The 16,780-nt window shown below is 70.6% G+C and carries 12 protein-coding genes, 1 pseudogene and 2 riboswitches; of the genes and pseudogenes, 9 read left to right on the forward strand and 4 right to left on the reverse strand.

Going from position 1 to position 16,780, the window contains the following annotated elements; all coding sequences use genetic code 11:
* The first annotated feature begins 42 nt into the window (after positions 1-42).
* The 4 genes from HCC61_RS11755 to HCC61_RS11770 all read left to right on the forward strand — a co-directional run bounded on the left by HCC61_RS11755 (position 43) and on the right by HCC61_RS11770 (position 5,671).
* Entirely contained in the window at positions 43-1,287 is a 1,245-nt protein-coding gene (locus tag HCC61_RS11755; protein WP_169135333.1) for an Nramp family divalent metal transporter, read from the forward strand.
* Positions 1,288-1,444: 157 nt separating this feature from the next.
* A riboswitch (cobalamin riboswitch) is annotated at positions 1,445-1,667 on the forward strand.
* A 177-nt stretch (positions 1,668-1,844) separates the two neighbouring features.
* Complete coding sequence (metE, locus tag HCC61_RS11760) at positions 1,845-4,163, forward strand: 5-methyltetrahydropteroyltriglutamate--homocysteine S-methyltransferase (protein WP_169135334.1); 2,319 nt, start codon at positions 1,845-1,847, stop codon at positions 4,161-4,163.
* Positions 4,164-4,330: 167 nt separating this feature from the next.
* Complete coding sequence (locus HCC61_RS11765; RefSeq protein WP_169135335.1) at positions 4,331-4,690, forward strand: hypothetical protein; 360 nt, start codon at positions 4,331-4,333, stop codon at positions 4,688-4,690.
* Between the two features lie 63 nt (positions 4,691-4,753).
* On the forward strand, positions 4,754-5,671 hold the full coding sequence (locus HCC61_RS11770) for a cobalamin-binding protein (RefSeq protein WP_169135336.1): 918 nt from the start codon (positions 4,754-4,756) through the stop codon (positions 5,669-5,671).
* Between the two features lie 13 nt (positions 5,672-5,684).
* Here the strand turns inward: HCC61_RS11770 and HCC61_RS11775 are convergent, their stop codons facing one another.
* Positions 5,685-7,091, reverse strand: coding sequence for a short-chain fatty acyl-CoA regulator family protein (locus tag HCC61_RS11775; protein WP_169135337.1), 1,407 nt, complete (start codon positions 7,089-7,091; stop codon positions 5,685-5,687).
* Between the two features lie 388 nt (positions 7,092-7,479).
* Here HCC61_RS11775 and aceA point away from each other — a divergent pair.
* The 4 genes and pseudogenes from aceA (at position 7,480) to thiI (ending at position 13,128) form a co-directional block, all read left to right on the forward strand.
* Positions 7,480-8,761 (forward strand): annotated as a pseudogene (aceA, locus tag HCC61_RS11780) (isocitrate lyase).
* 132 nt (positions 8,762-8,893) lie between these two features.
* A complete protein-coding gene (aceB, locus tag HCC61_RS11785) occupies positions 8,894-10,495 on the forward strand; it encodes a malate synthase A (RefSeq protein ID WP_169135338.1) in 1,602 nt (533 codons plus the stop codon).
* Positions 10,492-11,361 carry a 3-hydroxybutyryl-CoA dehydrogenase gene (locus HCC61_RS11790; protein ID WP_169135339.1) on the forward strand — a complete coding sequence of 290 codons (870 nt, stop codon included), beginning with the start codon at positions 10,492-10,494 and terminating at the stop codon, positions 11,359-11,361. Before aceB ends, HCC61_RS11790 begins: the two co-directional genes overlap by 4 nt.
* Positions 11,362-11,461: 100 nt before the next feature.
* Positions 11,462-11,679: riboswitch (cobalamin riboswitch) on the forward strand.
* 174 nt (positions 11,680-11,853) lie between these two features.
* Positions 11,854-13,128 carry a tRNA uracil 4-sulfurtransferase ThiI gene (thiI, locus tag HCC61_RS11795; RefSeq protein WP_206322419.1) on the forward strand — a complete coding sequence of 425 codons (1,275 nt, stop codon included), beginning with the start codon at positions 11,854-11,856 and terminating at the stop codon, positions 13,126-13,128.
* A 70-nt stretch (positions 13,129-13,198) separates the two neighbouring features.
* Here the strand turns inward: thiI and HCC61_RS11800 are convergent, their stop codons facing one another.
* The 3 genes from HCC61_RS11800 to HCC61_RS11810 all read right to left on the reverse strand — a co-directional run bounded on the left by HCC61_RS11800 (position 13,199) and on the right by HCC61_RS11810 (position 16,049).
* A complete protein-coding gene (locus HCC61_RS11800; protein WP_169135340.1) occupies positions 13,199-13,924 on the reverse strand; it encodes a class I SAM-dependent methyltransferase in 726 nt (241 codons plus the stop codon).
* Positions 13,925-14,022: 98 nt separating this feature from the next.
* Positions 14,023-15,468: an MFS transporter gene (locus tag HCC61_RS11805; RefSeq protein WP_169135341.1), complete on the reverse strand. Its 1,446-nt coding sequence runs from the start codon at positions 15,466-15,468 to the stop codon at positions 14,023-14,025.
* Between the two features lie 140 nt (positions 15,469-15,608).
* Positions 15,609-16,049: a hypothetical protein gene (locus tag HCC61_RS11810; protein WP_169135342.1), complete on the reverse strand. Its 441-nt coding sequence runs from the start codon at positions 16,047-16,049 to the stop codon at positions 15,609-15,611.
* Positions 16,050-16,142: 93 nt separating this feature from the next.
* Here HCC61_RS11810 and HCC61_RS11815 point away from each other — a divergent pair, with 93 nt between their 5' ends.
* Positions 16,143-16,721: a TetR/AcrR family transcriptional regulator gene (locus tag HCC61_RS11815; RefSeq protein WP_169135343.1), complete on the forward strand. Its 579-nt coding sequence runs from the start codon at positions 16,143-16,145 to the stop codon at positions 16,719-16,721.
* Positions 16,722-16,780: the final 59 nt, after the last annotated feature.

Below are 16,780 nucleotides of genomic sequence, written 5' to 3' on the forward strand. Positions count from 1 at the left end.
CTTCGGCACATCCCTCTCGCACCCGGAAGCCCAGGAGCTGTCATGACGCGGCTGGAGACACCACCACGCGCGCAGACCCGCGTTCCGCGCAGACTCACCCTTCTCGGCCCGGCGTTCGTGGCCGCCGTCGCGTATGTCGACCCGGGAAACGTGGCGACCAACGTCAGCGCGGGAGCCGAGTTCGGCTATCTGCTGCTGTGGGTCGTCGTGGCCGCCAACCTCATGGCCGTGCTCGTGCAGTACCTCTCGGCGAAGCTGGGACTCGTCGCGGGAGCATCGCTTCCCCACCTCCTCGGCAGGCACCTGCCTCGCTCCGGGCGGCTGCTCTACTGGGTCCAGGCCGAGGCCGTCGCCATGGCCACCGACATCGCCGAGGTCGTCGGCGGAGCGATCGCCCTCCAGCTGCTCTTCGACCTGCCGCTTCTGGCCGGCGGGCTGGTGACCGGAGTGGTCTCCACGCTGATCCTGCTGGTCAAGGACCGCAGCGGGCAGTCCGCCTTCGAGCACACCGTGCTCGCGTTTCTGGCGGTGATCGCGGTCGGCTTCGTCGCGGGCCTCGTGATCGAACCACCTGCCGCCGATGCGGCCGACGGACTCATGCCGGCGTTCCAGGGGGCCGGCAGCGTGCTGCTCGCCGCGGGCATCCTGGGCGCCACCGTCATGCCGCACGCCGTGTACCTGCACTCCGCCCTGACCCACGACCGGCACGGCCACCTTCCGGAACGGACGCGCCGCACACTGCTGTTGCGGGCCACGCGCTGGGACGTGGGCCTGTCGATGATCATCGCGGGCAGCATCAACGCCGCGATGCTGCTGCTGGCGGCCGGTGAACTGCGCGGCGTGGCCGGAACGAGCACACTCGCCGGCGCACACTCCGCCGTGACCGCCTCCCTGGGAACCGCCGTGGGCGTCCTCTTCGCCCTCGCCATGCTCGCCTCCGGACTGGTCTCCACCTCGGTCGGCTGCTACGCGGGCGCGGTCATCATGGACGGCCTCGTACACCGCCGGATCCCGTTGCTGCTGCGCCGCACGCTGACCCTTCTGCCGGCCCTCGCACTGCTGGCCACGGGCGCCGACCCCACGCGCATCCTCGTCGTCTCCCAGGTCGTCCTCTCCTTCGGCATCCCCTTCGCCCTCGTCCCACTGGTCTGGCTGACGAGCCGCCGGCGGTGGATGGCCACGAGCGCGAATCACCCGCTGACCACCATGGTGGCCGCTCTGGTCACGGCAGTCGTCGTCGTGCTCAACGCACTGCTGCTGTGGCTGCTGGCCACCGGCCGCGGGTGAGCACCCTCCAGGACCGAACCTTCCACGAACGGGGAGGCGCGTGCGCTCGAAGCCGGAGACAGAACCGAAAAATGCGTACCGAAAAGCGCGTACCGGACGACGCGCACCGGACCGGGGCGAGCACGGCGGGCGGTGTTTCGTACCCGGCCCTTCCGGCTAGGCTGACCGTGCAGCTGGTTCGTCCTGCCCGCCAGGCAGGCACGTCGAAAGAGGGAACCCGGTGGAAATCCGGGACTGCCCCGCAGCGGTGAGTGGGAACGACCGCCGTCATACGCACTGGGCCCCAACGGTCCGGGAAGCGACGGCCAGTAGGCGTCCGCCTTCCAACGAAGCGGATGTGCCCATGAGTCCGAAGACCTGCCAACTGCCCGCATGTGACCGATCACGTGCGGATGTCCCAGTGACCTCGAGGGCGGGTCGGCGACCACACAGCAGACGGACAACTGCGTTCACGCGCAGGCGGGTTCCCAGACCCGCACGATCTTCCGTCTGATGCGGCTTCCTTCGCGCTCTCCTCGTCACGGGGATTCGTCCGAATCGTTCGCGAAGGAGAGTTCGTGACAGCGAAGTCCGCAGCCGCGGCAGCACGGCCCACCGTGTACGGCTTCCCCCGTCAGGGCCAGAACCGGGAACTGAAGAAGGCCATCGAGGGCTACTGGAAGGGCCGCGTCACCGCGGACTCCCTCCGGGAGACCGCAGCGGGACTGCGCCGCTCCAACTGGCAGCTGCTGGCCGACGCCGGCATCGACGAGGTCCCGACCGGGGACTTCTCCTACTACGACCATGTCCTGGACACCAGCGTCATGGTCGGCGCCGTCCCCGAACGCCACCGCTCCGCCGTCGCGGCCGACGCCCTCGACGGGTACTTCGCCATGGCACGCGGCACCCAGGAGGTCGCGCCACTGGAGATGACCAAGTGGTTCGACACCAACTACCACTATCTGGTCCCGGAGTTGGGGCCGGACACCGAGTTCGCCGCGGACAGCTCCAAGCAGGTCTCCGAGCTCAAGGAGGCCCTCGCCCTCGGCCACACCGCGCGGCCCGTCCTGGTCGGCCCCGTCACGTACCTGCTGCTGGCCAAGCCCGCGCCCGGTGTCGCCGCCGACTTCGACCCGCTCACGCTGCTGGACCGGCTGCTTCCCGTCTACGCCGAGGTCCTGGCGGATCTGCGAGCGGCCGGGGCGGAATGGGTGCAGCTGGACGAGCCGGCCCTCGTCCAGGACCGCACCGCCGCCGAACTGAACGCCGCCTCCCGCGCCTACCGGGACCTCGGGGAGCCGGCCGACCGTCCGAAGCTGCTCGTCGCCTCGTACTTCGACCGCCTGGGCGAGGCGCTGCCGGTCCTGGCCAAGGCGCCCGTGGACGGGCTCGCGATCGACTTCACCGAGGCCGCCGCCGCGAACCTCGACGATCTCGCCTCCGTGGGCGGGCTGTCCGGCAAGCGTCTCGTCGCCGGCGTCGTCAACGGCCGCAACATCTGGATCAACAACCTGGAGAAGTCGCTGTCCACGCTCGGCACCCTGCTCGGGTTCGCCGACCGGGTCGACGTGGCCGCATCCTGCTCGCTGCTGCACGTGCCGATCGACACGGGCGCCGAGCGGGACATCGACCAGCAGATCCTGCGCTGGCTCGCCTTCGCCCGGCAGAAGGCGAACGAGGTCGCCGTGCTCGCCAAGGGCCTCGCCGGCGGCACCGACGCCATCACCGCGGACCTGACCGCCAACAGGGCCGACCTGGCCTCCCGCGCGGGCTCGGCCATCACCCACGATCCCACGGTGCGGGCCAGGACGGAGGCGATCACCGACGCCGACGGGCGCCGCTCCCAGCCCTACACCGAGCGTACGAAGGCGCAGCGGGAGCACCTGGGGCTGCCGCTGCTGCCGACGACGACCATCGGCTCGTTCCCGCAGACGACCGAACTGCGCACCGCACGCGCCGACTTGCGGAAGGGGAAGATCGACACCGCCGGGTACGAGGAGCGCATCAAGGACGAGATCCGGCAGGTGCTCTCCTTCCAGGAGAACGCCGGGATCGACGTCCTGGTGCACGGCGAGCCCGAACGCAACGACATGGTGCAGTACTTCGCCGAGCAGCTCAGGGGCTACCTCGCCACGCAGCAGGGCTGGGTGCAGTCGTACGGCACCCGCTACGTGCGGCCCCCGATCCTGGCGGGCGACATCTCCCGTCCGGAGCCGATGACCGTGCCGTGGACGACGTACGCGCAGTCGCTCACGAACCGTCCGGTCAAGGGGATGCTCACCGGCCCCGTCACCATGCTGGCCTGGTCGTTCGTACGTGACGACCAGCCGCTCGGTGACACCGCCCGGCAGGTCGCCCTCGCGCTGCGCGACGAGGTCAACGACCTGGAGGCGGCGGGGACTTCGGTCATCCAGGTCGACGAGCCCGCGCTCCGGGAGACCCTGCCGCTGCGCTCCGCCAACCGCCCGGCGTACCTGGAGTGGGCGACGGAGTCCTTCCGGCTCAGCACGAGCGGAGTGCAGCCGGCCACGCAGATCCACACGCACATGTGCTACGCCGAGTTCGGCGACATCATCCAGGCCATCGACGACATCGACGCCGACGTCATCAGCCTGGAGGCCGCCCGGTCGCACATGCAGGTGGCCCGCGAGCTGGCGGCGCACGGCTACCCCCGCGAAGCCGGTCCCGGTGTGTACGACATCCACTCCCCCCGCGTCCCGAGTGCCGACGAGGCAGCGGCCCTGCTGCGCAAGGGACTTGAGGCCATTCCGGCCGAGCGGCTGTGGGTCAACCCCGACTGCGGGCTCAAGACCCGCGGTTGGCCCGAGACCCGGTCCTCGCTGGAGAGTCTCGTCGAAGCCGCACGCACGGTGAGGGCGGAGCTTCCGGGCTCCTGACGCGTAAACCGGGCCGGGAGGGGCGCGGTTGTGCCGCCCCTCCCAGTCCCCGGTCTTCGACAGCCCGCTCGTGCACCCCCGGTCCAAGGCTCCGGGGGTGCACGGCAGGGCAGGGGGAAGCGATGGGAAAACCAGAGCCGCGGCAGGTGACTGTCGACGGTGAACCGATGGTGGCCCTGAGCCACCGCGAGTACGAGAACCTCGCCGCGATGCGCCGTCAACTCGGCAGCCAGGGCGCAAGATTGCGCAACCAGCGGGACCTCCTGGTCAGCATGGCCGAACTCCTCGACGCGCTGAGAACGGCCCTGCGGGAGCATGAACGCTCATCCGGCAGCACGCCCCAAGGCGACGGCCGGGTCATCGGCCCGCGTGTCGACGAACTGCTCGAGCGTGTACCGGGGTTGATGGAAAGCGCCCGCAAGGTGATCGGCGGCGCCGCCCCTTGCGGCACGGACGCCGCATCCGGCCCCTCCGGCGCCGCGCCGTCGCAGACGCAGACGCAGACGCAGACGCAGACGCAGGCCTGAGACCAGCGCCCGGGGGCTCGGCGCTCGGCACCGTTCCGCGGCGGTGGACAGTACGGTTCCGGGATGCGCATCGTCTCCCTGCTTCCCGCCGCAACGGACATCGTGGCCGAACTCGGCCTCACCGGCGCCCTTGTGGGCCGTACGCACGAGTGCGACTGGCCGCCCGGCGCCCTGGAGCACGCCCCGGTCGTCACGTCGGCCGGGTTCGACGCCGACCGGCTGGGCAGCCGCGAGATCTCCGAGGCGGTCGGCGGCGCCGAGCACGGCGGATCCTCCCTCTACACCCTCGATTCGGCGAAGCTCGCCGAGCTCGCGCCGGACATGGTGCTGACGCAGGAGCTGTGCGAGGTGTGCGCCGTCTCCTACGGCAGCGTCGTCGGCGCCGTCCGCTCCCTGGAGAGCGGACCGACCATGCTGAGCCTGGAGCCCCGCACGCTGTCGGACGTACTCGACTGCGTCGAGCGCGTCGGCGGGGAGCTGGGCGTGCCCCTGGTGGGATCGCGCCGCGCGGCCGAACTCCGCGACCGGCTGGAGAGGGTGCGGAAGTCGGTCGCGGGCCTGGCCCGTCCGAAGGTGGCGGCGATCGAATGGCTCGACCCCCTGTGGCCGGCGGGCCACTGGGTTCCGGAGCAGATCCGGGCCGCGGGGGGCGAGGCGTTGCTCGCCGAACCCGGCGAGCACACCGAGCCGGTCGACTGGGAGACGGTGCGGGCGGCGCAGCCGGAGGTGATGCTGCTCATGCCGTGCGGGCTCGCTCCTGAACGCACCGAGTCGGAACGGGAGTTGCTGACCCGGCTGCCCGGCTGGGCGGAGCTGCCGGCGGTGCGGGCGGGCCGGGTGTGGGTGGTGGACGGTCCCGCGTACTTCAACCGGCCCGGCCCGCGCGTCGTACGGGGCGCCGAGGTCCTCGCCCACGTCCTGCACGGGGTCACCGCGGGCGACGAGGTCGCCTTCACGGAGGCCCGGCGCCTGGAGCCGTGAAGGAGCCGCGATCTCAGTGGGCTTCCGGTTCCACCGGGTACGGCACGAACGTGGTGCTGTTCTCGTCCACCGCCAGCTGCCGTCCCAGGGGCGGCGCTGCGCGCTGCGGGCAGCCGACGCGTTCGCAGATGCGGCAGCCCATGCCGATGGGAGTCGCGGCGGTGCCGTCGGCGAGGTCCAGGCCGTCGGAGTAGACGAGCCGCTCGGCGTGGCGGATCTCGCAGCCCAGCCCGATGGCGAAGGTCTTGCCGGGCTCGCCCCAGCCGCCCCGGTGCCGGTGGACGGTACGGGCGGTCCACAAGTAGCGGTGGCCGTCGGGCATTTCGGCGATCTGGACGTGGATGCGGCCGGGTGAGGAGAAGGCCTCATAGACGTTCCACAGGGGGCACGTGCCGCCCGCGCGGGAGAAGTGGAAGCCGGTCGCGGACTGCCGCTTGGACATGTTGCCCGCCCGGTCGACCCGTACGAACGAGAACGGCACGCCTCGCTGTCGCGGACGCTGAAGTGTGCTGAGGCGGTGGCACACCGTCTCGTAGCCGAGACCGAAGCGGTCGGTGAGCCGCTCGATGTCGTATCGCACCTGCTCGGCGGCGGCGTGGAAGGCGCGGTAGGGCAGGATCAGCGCGCCGGCGAAGTAGTTCGCGATCCCGATCCGGGCCAGCGACCAGGTGGGAGAGCCTTCCTCGTAATCCTGTGATGCCTGCGAGCTCAACAGGTCGCCATGCTCCAGCAGCGCCAGCTGGGTGGCCATGCGGAAGGCCTGCTGGCCCGGTCGGAGCCGCGGCGAAAGATGCAGCACGCGCTGCGCCGGATCGAAGCGGTGCAACTCGTCCGCGTCGGAGACGATCCGGACGCCGTGCCGTTCGGCGAGGCGTGTCGCCAGCACCTGCCGTACCTCGCCGGGACGCACCCCCGTCTCCACGGCGAGCTCCTCGGCCGCGACGTCTGCCTCGTGCAGGTAGTTCTGCCGACGGTAGAAGAACTCGCGGATCTCCTCGTGCGGGCCCCGGCTGGTCACCTCCTGGCCCGTACCGTCCCGCGGCCGCACCTGATCCAGCCTCTCGGTCAGAGCCTGATTGCGGCGCCCCAGCCCCAACAGCGCCTCTGCGACAGCCGGTTGGCGCGAGGCCAGTTCTGCGAGGTCGGACGGTGACACCCGGGCGTCGGCCACCTCGTCCGCGAGCACTTCCCGCAGGTCCGCGACGAGCCGTGCGGTGTCGCGCTCGGAGAAGAAGCCGGGGTCCACACCGAAGGATTCGGTCAGCCGCAGCAGCACGGGCACGGTCAGGGGCCGGGAGTCGTGCTCCATCTGGTTCAGATAGCTCGGCGAGATCTCCAGCACCCGGGCCAGGGCCGCCTGGCTGAGCTGCCGCTCCTCACGCAGCCGGCGCAGCCGCGGCCCCGCGTACGTCTTGCTCATCCGTGACCTCCCCTCCCCACGCGATTCCCCGTGCGATCTCCTGCCCGGCTCCGTGGGCGAGCTGCGCTCATCCTACGCACCTGAAGATTGGCAACCTTCGCAGATCGGCCCGGGAAGATTCGCAGAAATTGGCTTCAGGCCACCATGGACGGCACTCAGTGCCGCTGCCACTTTGGAATTGCGGCTGGCCGGTCACACGATGCCCGGACCCGCAGAACCGGGCACGATAAGGCCCTGACATCGGAGATCCCGGTCAGTTCGGCTCACTTCGTCCGCTACGTCGTCTCACATTGACGGACGGAGCCGGCCAGCCGCACACCCAAGGAAGTGACACCCAGTGCACTCCCTTCGCATTCTTTACACGCTTCGATACGACCAGGGAGATGGCATGGCGGACTCGACGGCCACGGCCGAGCAGCTGGCACAGCGGTGGGCAAGCGACCCGCGCTGGAAGAACACCGAACGCACCTACACCGCGCAGGACGTCGTCCGGCTGTCCGGCAGCGTCCAGGAGGAGCACACGCTGGCCCGCCGCGGCGCCGAGCGGCTCTGGCGGCAACTGCACGAACGCGACTACATCCACGCCCTCGGCGCGCTCACCGGCGGTCAGGCCGTCCAGCAGGTCAAGGCGGGACTTCAGGCGATCTAACCTGTCGGGCTGGCAGGTCGCCGCCGACGCCAACCAGGCCGGACAGACCTACCCCGACCAGAGCCTCTACCCGGCCAACTCCGTTCCCTCCGTGGTGCGTCGGGTGAACAACGCCCTGCTGCGTGCCGACCAGATCGCCACCGCGGAGGACGACGGGGACACCACCGACTGGCTCGCTCCCGTCGTCGCCGACGCGGAAGCCGGCTTCGGCGGCCCGCTCAACGCGTTCGAGCTGACCAAGGCGCTGATCGAAGCGGGCGCCGCCGGCATCCACTACGAGGACCAGCTCGCCTCCGAGAAGAAGTGCGGCCACCTCGGCGGCAAGGTGCTCGTCCCCACCTCCCAGCACGTGCGCACCCTCAACGCCGCCCGTCTGGCGGCCGACATCGCCGACGTGCCCACCGTGATCGTGGCGCGTACGGACGCGCTCGCGGCGAACCTGCTCACCAGCGACATCGACGAGCAGGACGCGCAGTTCACCACGGGCGAGCGAACGGCCGAGGGCTTCTACCGCGTCCGGCCGGGCATGGAGGCGGTCATCGCGCGTGGCCTGGCCTACGCCCCGTACGCGGACCTGCTGTGGATGGAGACGGGCACGCCGGACCTGGCACAGGCCCGGGAGTTCGCCGAGGCGGTCCACGCCCGCTACCCGGACCAGATGCTGGCCTACAACTGCTCGCCGTCCTTCAACTGGAAGTCCGCCCTGGACGACGACCAGATCGCCAAGTTCCAGCGGGAGCTGGCCGCGATGGGCTACCGATTCCAGTTCATCACCCTGGCCGGCTTCCACTCCCTCAACCACGGGATGTTCGACCTCGCCCGGGGCTACGCCGACGACGGCATGACCGCCTACGTCGAGTTGCAGGAGAAGGAGTTCGCCGCCCAGGAGCACGGCTTCACCGCCGTCAAGCACCAGCGCGAGGTCGGCACCGGCTACTTCGACCTGGTGAGCACCGCGGTCAATCCCACGGGAGAGACCACCGCGCTGCGCGGCTCGACCGAGGAACAGCAGTTCAAGTAAAGGCCGTTCGGGCCGGATGCCTCCCCGGACGACGGCCCGGCGCCCCTTGTGCCGGTGAAGGGGGCGCGCCCCCGCCCCCTTCACCGCCGCATCTCAGCAGCAGTTCCCAGCAGACCTGTTCAGGAGACCCGCATGTCTGTCGCTTCCCCCACTACTCACCCCGTCGAGGTGGCCGGAGCACTCGGCGACCGCTTCGAGGAGATCCTCACACCTGAAGCCCTGGCCTTCATCGGCCGCCTGAACGCCGCTTTCGCGCACCGCCGCGACAGCGTGCTGGCCGAGCGGCGCCGCCGCGCCCTGCGCCTGGCGTCCGGCTGCTCGCTGGACTTCTCCATCGCCACAGCCGCCGTGCGCGAGGACCCGGGGTGGCGGGTCGCTCCGCCCGCTCCCGGACTGGCCGGCCGCAGGGTCGAGATCACCGGGCCGCCGCAGCCGCGCATGGCGGTCAACGCGCTCAACTCCGGTGCGCAGGTGTGGATGGCGGACTTCGAAGACGCCACCTCCCCCACCTGGGAGAACGTCATCGGCGGACAGCTCACCTTGCTGGACGCCATCGAGCGGCGGATCGACTTCACCACCCAGAACGGCAAGAGGTACCGCGTCGCGGAGAACCCGGCCACGATCATGGTGCGTCCCCGCGGATGGCATCTGACCGAGAACCACCTGCTGATCGACGGCCGCCCCGTCCCGGCTCCGCTCGTCGACTTCGGCCTGTACTTCTTCCACTGCGCGCGCCGGCAGATCGACGCAGGCAGCGGCCCCTACTTCTACCTGCCGAAGCTGGAGAACCACTACGAGGCCAAGCTCTGGAACGACGTCTTCGTCCTCGCACAGCATCTCCTCGGCATCCCACAGGGCACCGTCCGTGCCACCGTCCTCATCGAGACGGTCACCGCCGCATTCGAGATGGAAGAGATCCTCCACGAACTGCGCGAGCACAGCGCCGGGTTGAACGCCGGCCGCTGGGACTACCTCTTCAACCTCATCAAGAACTTCGCCCACCGCCCCGACTTCGTCCTCCCCGACCGGGCCAAGGTCACCATGACCGCCCCGTTCATGCGCGCCTACACCGAACAGCTCGTGCGCACCTGCCACAAGCGCGGCGCACACGCCATCGGCGGCATGGCGGCCCAGATCCCCAGCGGCGACGCACAGTCCCACGAAACGGCCCTCGCCCGGGTCCGCCTCGACAAGGAGCGTGAGGCGGAAGACGGCTTCGACGGCTCCTGGGTCGCCCACCCGGCTCTGGTGCCCGCCTGCCGCGACACCTTCGACTCGGTGCTCGGGCAGCGCCCGCACCAGATCGAGCGCACCCGCGAGGACGTGACGGTCACGGCCGGCGACCTGCTCGCCGTCCGCCGCACCAGCGGCCCGCCCACCGAGGAAGGCATCCGCAGCAACATCGCCGTCGCCCTGCGGTACTTCGACGGCTGGCTGCGCGGCCAGGGCGCGGTCGCCCTCTACGGGCTGATGGAAGACGCGGCCACCGCGGAGATCGCCCGCTGCCAGATCTGGCAGTGGCAGCAGCACGGAGCCGTCACACGCGAGACCGTCCTCGGCCTCCTCGACGACGAATGCGCCGCCCTGGCCAAGGAGGACCCCTCGGCTCTGTCGGCCGAGGCCCGCGACATCTTCGTCCGTACGGCTCTGGCCCGTGAACTGCCGGGCTTCTTCACCGTCGACGCCTACGAGAAGTACCTCGTGCGCCGCAACACCACGGAGGTGGCCTCATGACCGCACGCATCGAACGAGTGGGAGTCGTCGGCGGCGGCCAGATGGGGACCGGCATCGCAGAAGTCTGCGCGCGGGCCGGCCTGGACACCGTCGTCTGCGAAGTGGACCGCGCAGCCGCGGAGTCGGCCCGCGAGAAGATCACCGCTTCCCTGGAACGCGCCGTCCGGCGAGGCAGATCGGACCGCTCCGATACCGATGCCGCCCTGACCCGCCTCACGTTCACCGACGATCTGGACAACCTCAGGGACCGGCAGCTCGTGGTCGAAGCCGTCTCCGAGAACCCGGAAGTGAAGACCGAGCTGTTCGAGGTGCTCGACAAGATCGTCGGAGATCCGGACGCGATCCTGGCCACCAACACCTCCTCCCTGCCCGTCATCCGCCTCGCCATGGCCACCGGCAACGCCGAACGGGTCGTCGGCCTGCACTTCTTCAACCCGGTGCCGGTGATGCCACTCGTCGAAGTCGTCGAGACGCTGCACACCGCCCCTGAAACACTCACCGCCGCCCGGGAGTTCGCAACCGGCGTCCTCGGCAAGCACGTCATCCACGCGCAGGACCGGGCCGGCTTCCTCGTCAACACGCTGCTCGTCCCGTATCTGCTCTCCGCGGTACGCATGACCGAGTCCGGCTTCGCCGGCCCCGAGGACATCGACGAAGGCATGCAACGCGGATGCGCACACCCCATGGGCCCGCTCAAGCTGGCCGACCTCATCGGCCTCGACACCGTGGCCGCCATCGCCGAATCCCTCTACCAGGAGTTCCGGGAGCCTCTGTACTCGCCTCCGCCCCTGCTGAAGCGGATGGTCGAGGCGGGACTGCTCGGCCGGAAGACGGGCCGCGGGTTCTACGAGTACGGGGAGGACTGAGCAGGCCGGCCGAAGAACCTGCGGGGCGGGAAGCGGCGCCACGTGCCGTCGGCGAGCCGGGCAGAATGCCGGCCGGCCCGCTCCGGGGAATCGGGTTCCGTAGGCTGGATGTGCAGCTGGTTCGCGCCTGTCCTCCAGGCAGGCGCGTCGTAAGAGGGAACCCGGTGGGAGTCCGGGACTGCCCCGCAGCGGTGAGTGGGAACGACCACCGTCATCGAGCACTGGCGCGAACGCGCCGGGAAGCGACGGTCAGTAGGCGCCCGGCACGTCCGGGCCCGCCCACGAGTCCGAAGACCTGCCACTGCCCGCGCGCGGAATTCACGCGCGGTGACACCGGCGGCTTCGAGGGCGAGTCCCCACAGACGGCATCACCGGACCGCGACGCAGCGATACGACGCAGCGATGCGACGCACCGTCCGGCTGTCCTTCGCCCTCCTGCGCGTTGCGACGTGACTCGCGAAGGAGAGTTCCGTGAACGAGACGACCGAGACCCTGCCGACGCGTGCCGGGGAGATCGCGGGAGCGCCGGGACTCGACCGGCACCGCTGGTGCGTGCTGCTCAAGCACGGGGAGATCTTCCTGCGGGGGCGGAACAAGGCGGCCTTCCAGCGACGGCTGCACGACAATCTGCGCCGGGCCCTGCACGGCGTGGGCGGCTCCACGTGGATCAAGTCCGAGCCGAACGTGACGGTGCTCGGCGGCCAGGTGCCGCTGGACGACCTGGTCGAGCGGGCCCGCCGCGTGGTGGGCTTCAACCTCGTCCAGCCCGCTCTGCGCGTGCCCTCGACGGTGGAGGACGTCACCGGTGCGGCGCTGGACCTGCTCACCGCACTGTGCGGCGGCCGTCCCGGACTCAGCTTCGCCGTGCACGCTCGCCGCCGGGACAAGACCTTCCCCCTCACCTCCTCCCGCCTCTCCGAGACCGTCGGCTCCCGCGTCCAGCGCGAACTCGGCCTGCCCGTTGACCTCTCCTCCCCGGACGTCGACCTCAACATCGAGGTCGCACGGAAGGAGAGCTATCTCTCCTGGCTTCGCCACCCCGGCCAGGGCGGGCTGCCGGTGGGGGCCAGCGGACGTGCGCTGGTGCTGCTCTCCGGCGGTTACGACTCGCCCGTGGCCGCCCACCGGGCCATCCGCAGGGGACTGCACTGCGACTTCGTCCACTTCACGGGCGCGCCGTACACGAACCCGTCGTCGACCTACAAGGCGTACGCGCTCGCCCGCGAACTCAACCGCTGCCAGCCGGCAGGTCAGTTGCACGTCATCGCGCTCGGTGCGGCGCAGAAGCAGCTGGCGCTCGCGGGCGCCGAGAGGTTCCAAGTCGTCGCACAGCGGCGGCTGATGGTACGCACCGCATGCGCCCTGGCCGGCCGCCTCCCGGCGGAAGCCCTCGTCACCGGCGACAATCTCGGGCAGGTCGCCAGCCAGACCCTCACCAACATCACCACGGTCGACGAAGCCGCCGACCTCCCGGTGCTGCGCCCGCTCCTCGGATGGGACAAACAGGAGATCATCGATGAGGCGCGCTCCATCGGCACCGCCGGCATCTCGGTCCTGCCCGACGAGGACTGCTGCAAGCTGCTCGCCCCACGGCGCGTGACCACCGGGGCCCGCCCCGCCGAACTCGCCCGGATCGAGAAGCGGATCGACATGGACGACCTCGTCGAGGAGCTTCTGCGCGGCCGCGAGTGCCTGACGCCGGGAAGCTCGTCCGGCTCCTCGCCGTCCACCGGGACTTCGCAGCCCCGTACGGTCGCGTCGGCATGACCCCACGGCCCGCCCGTACTTCACCCGCCCCGGCACCGTAGGCGAGCGACCGCCTCATGACGCCGAAGTCTCAGCGGGGCTTGGTGGCGGTGGCAAGGTGGGTCGGCAGCCAGGGGCCGCTCCACCACATGCGCCAGCCGAGGCCGCGACGGGAGACACCGGACATGCCGAGGCTGTGCAGGGTCTCGCAGTGCTGCCCCGTGTGACGCAGGTCGGCGATCAGCAGCCGTCCACCGGGGCGCAGCACACGTACCGCCTCTGTCAGCGCCCGGTCCCGCTCGGCCCTGGCCTTGAGGTTGTGGACGGCCATGCTGGAGACGATCACGTCGAAGCTCTCGTCCTCGAAGGGCAGCTCGGTCATGTCGGCCGTACGCAGTTCGACGTGGTCCGCGACGCCTTCCGCGACCGCGTTCTTCCACGTCGCCTCCATGGCGTTTCCGCTCTGGTCGCGTCCGCGCCACAGGTCGATCCCGACCGCCCGGCCCGTCGTGAGCCGGGAGGCCGCCGGCATCAGCACCGCACCTCGTCCGCACCCCACGTCCAGCACCTGCTCAGCTCCGGTCCACTCCAGCTCGCCGAGCAGCCGGTCCCAGACCACGAACTTGCCCCGCCGCGAGGTGTGGTAGCCGAACAGGGCGAAGAGCAGGACCAGTGCGGCTCCGATGAAGGGCCACGGCAAGCCGGTCAGGATTCCTTGAACGACCCCGGAGAGGACCAGTGCCACGGGAACGGCGATGAGGTAGGGAGCATCGAGCCCGTACGAACCATGCCGTTTGACGAACGCAGCCGTGTTCACCGCCGCCTCTCTGCCGCACGGGGATCGGGGAAACGCACCATCCCGCTCAGCCTAGGCCGCGTTTCGGAGTGTGTTGAGCACTCATTTCGGACCGCGCGCTACACGCCTGCCCTTCGGCACCGTCCGGTTTCCCCGCTCGTGGTGGGGATCGCGAGCGATATCAGCAGGGCCGTGCTCACGATGGCGGCGGCGATGAAGAAGGCGGCGGTGTATCCGGACTCGGCGGGCAGTTGCATGCCCGGTCTCCCCCACCCGGCGACGACGGCGGCGGCGAGTTGTGAGCCGATCGCTCCGCCCACGGTGCGCAGAACGGTGTTGATACCGGTGGCCGCGCCGGTCTGGTCGGTTCGGACGGCGTCGATCACGAGGCTTCCCAGCGAGGCGAACGCGAAGCCGTAAGCGGCGCCCAGCAGCGCCCCGCCGAGGCACAGCTGCCAGGCCGTCCCGTGAGCGGCACCGAGACCCGCGAGCGCGACGGCGGCGAGGGCGGCACCGATCTGAAACGTCGTACGGCTGCTCGTGCGGGCGGACAGCCGCGCCGCCAGCGGGGCCGCAACGACCATGAACGCCGCCATGGGAACCATCAGCAGTCCCGTTCCGGCGGCGGTGGCGCCGAGTCCGTACCCGGCCCGTTCCGGTGTCTGAAGGAGTTGCGGTATCACGGTGACCGCCGCGAACATCCCGATGCTGATGACCACGGTGGCGAGGTTGACGGCCACGAGGGCGGGACGGCGGAGGAGACGGAGGTCGACTGTCGGCTCCCCGGCACGCAACTCGACGACCACGAAGCCGGTGCCTGAGACCACCGCCACGGCGAACACGCCCGCGGTGGCCGCCGACCCCCAACCCCAGCCTCCTCCTTGGCTGATGACCAGCAGGAGGGCCACGAGCGTCGCGGACAACAGCAGCGCGCCGGCCGGATCGAGGCCTCCCGTACGGCGATCGGCGGGCCCTCGGCGGGGCAGCGCCACGGTCCCGGCGAGGGCGGCGGCCGCGATCACCAGCGTGAGCCAGAACAGCACGCCCGTCGTACCGGAAGCGTCGACGAGCGGACCCGCTACGACCATCCCGAGGGCGCCGCCGACTCCGAACATCGCGCTGAGTGCCGCGACGACGCCGGGCAGTCGCCTCGGTGCCGCGGAGAGCCTCGCCAGTCCGAACGCCAGCGGGAAGGCTCCGGCGGAGACCCCCTGGAGGGCACGGGCCGCCAACAGCCCCGGAAACCAACCGGATTCGCCGGCGACGAGCGCCAGCGCGCTGCCCCCGCAGAGGCAGGCCAGACAGGCCACCATGACCGGGCGGTGACCGAACAGGTCGCCCAGCCGGCCGGCGACCGGGGTGGCGACGCCCGCGGCGAGCATGAACGCCGTCAGCAGCCAGGTCGCGGACGGTACGGACACATCGAACCGGCCGGCGAAGACCGGCAGCACGGATACCACGATCGTCTGGGCCATCGCGACGCCGAGGCAGGCCAGCAGCAGCACCGCCGTGGCACCGCGACGGCCGTCGGCGGCGGGCCCGCGCCCGGAGCGTGCCGCGGTCACGTACTCAGGCTGATCCCTCTCGCCGACGGGGGCCGGCCCCGCATCAGGCCGCCCGGATGCGGCGCGGCCACCGCCCCGAGGCGGCCTCAGGGAACGCACGACGAACAGAACACCCGCCGTCAACGCCGCGAGAAGCCACATCACTTCTCCCCTGCCGCGGAGGGCGGTTGAGCAGCGTGCCGGGCCTCCGCCCATGCCTGCGCGCGGGCGAGGTCGTCGGTCGTCAACGTCGGGCAGCCCCACAGCTTCGCGCCCGCACGGATCGCCCTCGCGTTCTCGCGCTGCGCGGACTCGGGCATGACGAATGCCAGACCCAGGCAGCGGGCGCTCAGGCCCGGCCGTAGGCGTTTGAGCATTCTCACGCGGTTCCCGGCATCGGCCACCCGCTGCTTCCGGGGCATCGTCTCCGGCATCGCCTCTGGCGTCGTCTCCGGCATCCGGACGACCGCTGCGAACGTCTCGTCCCGGGCGAGGGCGGCGAGCAACGCATCGGATACGAGCTCCGGTGCCGCTTGCGCAGGGACGGAGGAGGCATCGATGACCACCACGGGCCGGCCCGCCACGGGCTGCTCCTGTTCCACGCTGCACCTCCGGGTCACGACGGACAGGTAAGGGGACCCTAACAGAGTTAGTGACCCGTGGTCTCTAATTCGCTCCGGTATACGCTGCCGCGCGTGACGGACGGCAAGAGCAAGCCGGGTCGGCCCGCGCGGCTGAGCCGCGAACTGATCGTGTCCACCGCCCTGAAGCGCGACCTGTCGACCCTGACCATGCGCGAACTCGCCGCCGGACTGGGGGTGTCCCACTCGGCCCTCTACCGCTGGGTGCGCAACCGCGATGAGCTCTTCGACCTCGTCAGCGAAGTGATGGTCGAGCGGATCCTGCCCGTCGCACATCCCACGGCGGACGACTGGCGCGACTGGCTGGGACGTCTGGCGTGGGCGATGCACGACGAGTTCCTGGCGGTGCCGGGCTACGCGGCGCATGTCGCCGCACCCCACCGGCACAACCCCCGTTCCTTCGGGCGCCTGCGCGACCAGGTCGTCACCGCGTTCACCGTGGCAGGGGCGAACGCCGAGATGGCGGCGCAGAGTTGGTACGTCTTCGGGCTCGGCGTCACCCAGTGGCTGGGGGCCCAGCAGTCGGGACACGACCTGGGCCCGGTCGCCCCCCGCTTCGAGCTCTTCCTGGATGTGCTGCTGCGTGGGCTTCCCGCCCGCGAGCCCGTCGAGCACTGTCGGCCGGAGACCTGAGCCGGACCGGCGAGTAAGGTTTACCTAACCAAGGCGTCGCGATTGCCGGTGTCCGTCCA

This window comes from Streptomyces sp. HNM0575 (assembly GCF_012726265.1).
GTDB lineage: Bacteria > Actinomycetota > Actinomycetes > Streptomycetales > Streptomycetaceae > Streptomyces.

Excerpts from the sequence above, each read along its gene's own strand:
- aceB (WP_169135338.1), top strand. The coding sequence starts at position 8,894 with ATGTCTGTCGCTTCCCCCACTACTCACCCCGTCGAGGTGGCCGGAGCA.
- HCC61_RS11775 (WP_169135337.1), bottom strand. The coding sequence starts at position 7,091 with ATGAGCAAGACGTACGCGGGGCCGCGGCTGCGCCGGCTGCGTGAGGAG.
- HCC61_RS11790 (WP_169135339.1), top strand. The coding sequence starts at position 10,492 with ATGACCGCACGCATCGAACGAGTGGGAGTCGTCGGCGGCGGCCAGATG.
- HCC61_RS11770 (WP_169135336.1), top strand. The coding sequence starts at position 4,754 with ATGCGCATCGTCTCCCTGCTTCCCGCCGCAACGGACATCGTGGCCGAA.
- HCC61_RS11765 (WP_169135335.1), top strand. The coding sequence starts at position 4,331 with ATGGTGGCCCTGAGCCACCGCGAGTACGAGAACCTCGCCGCGATGCGC.
- HCC61_RS11755 (WP_169135333.1), top strand. The coding sequence starts at position 43 with ATGACGCGGCTGGAGACACCACCACGCGCGCAGACCCGCGTTCCGCGC.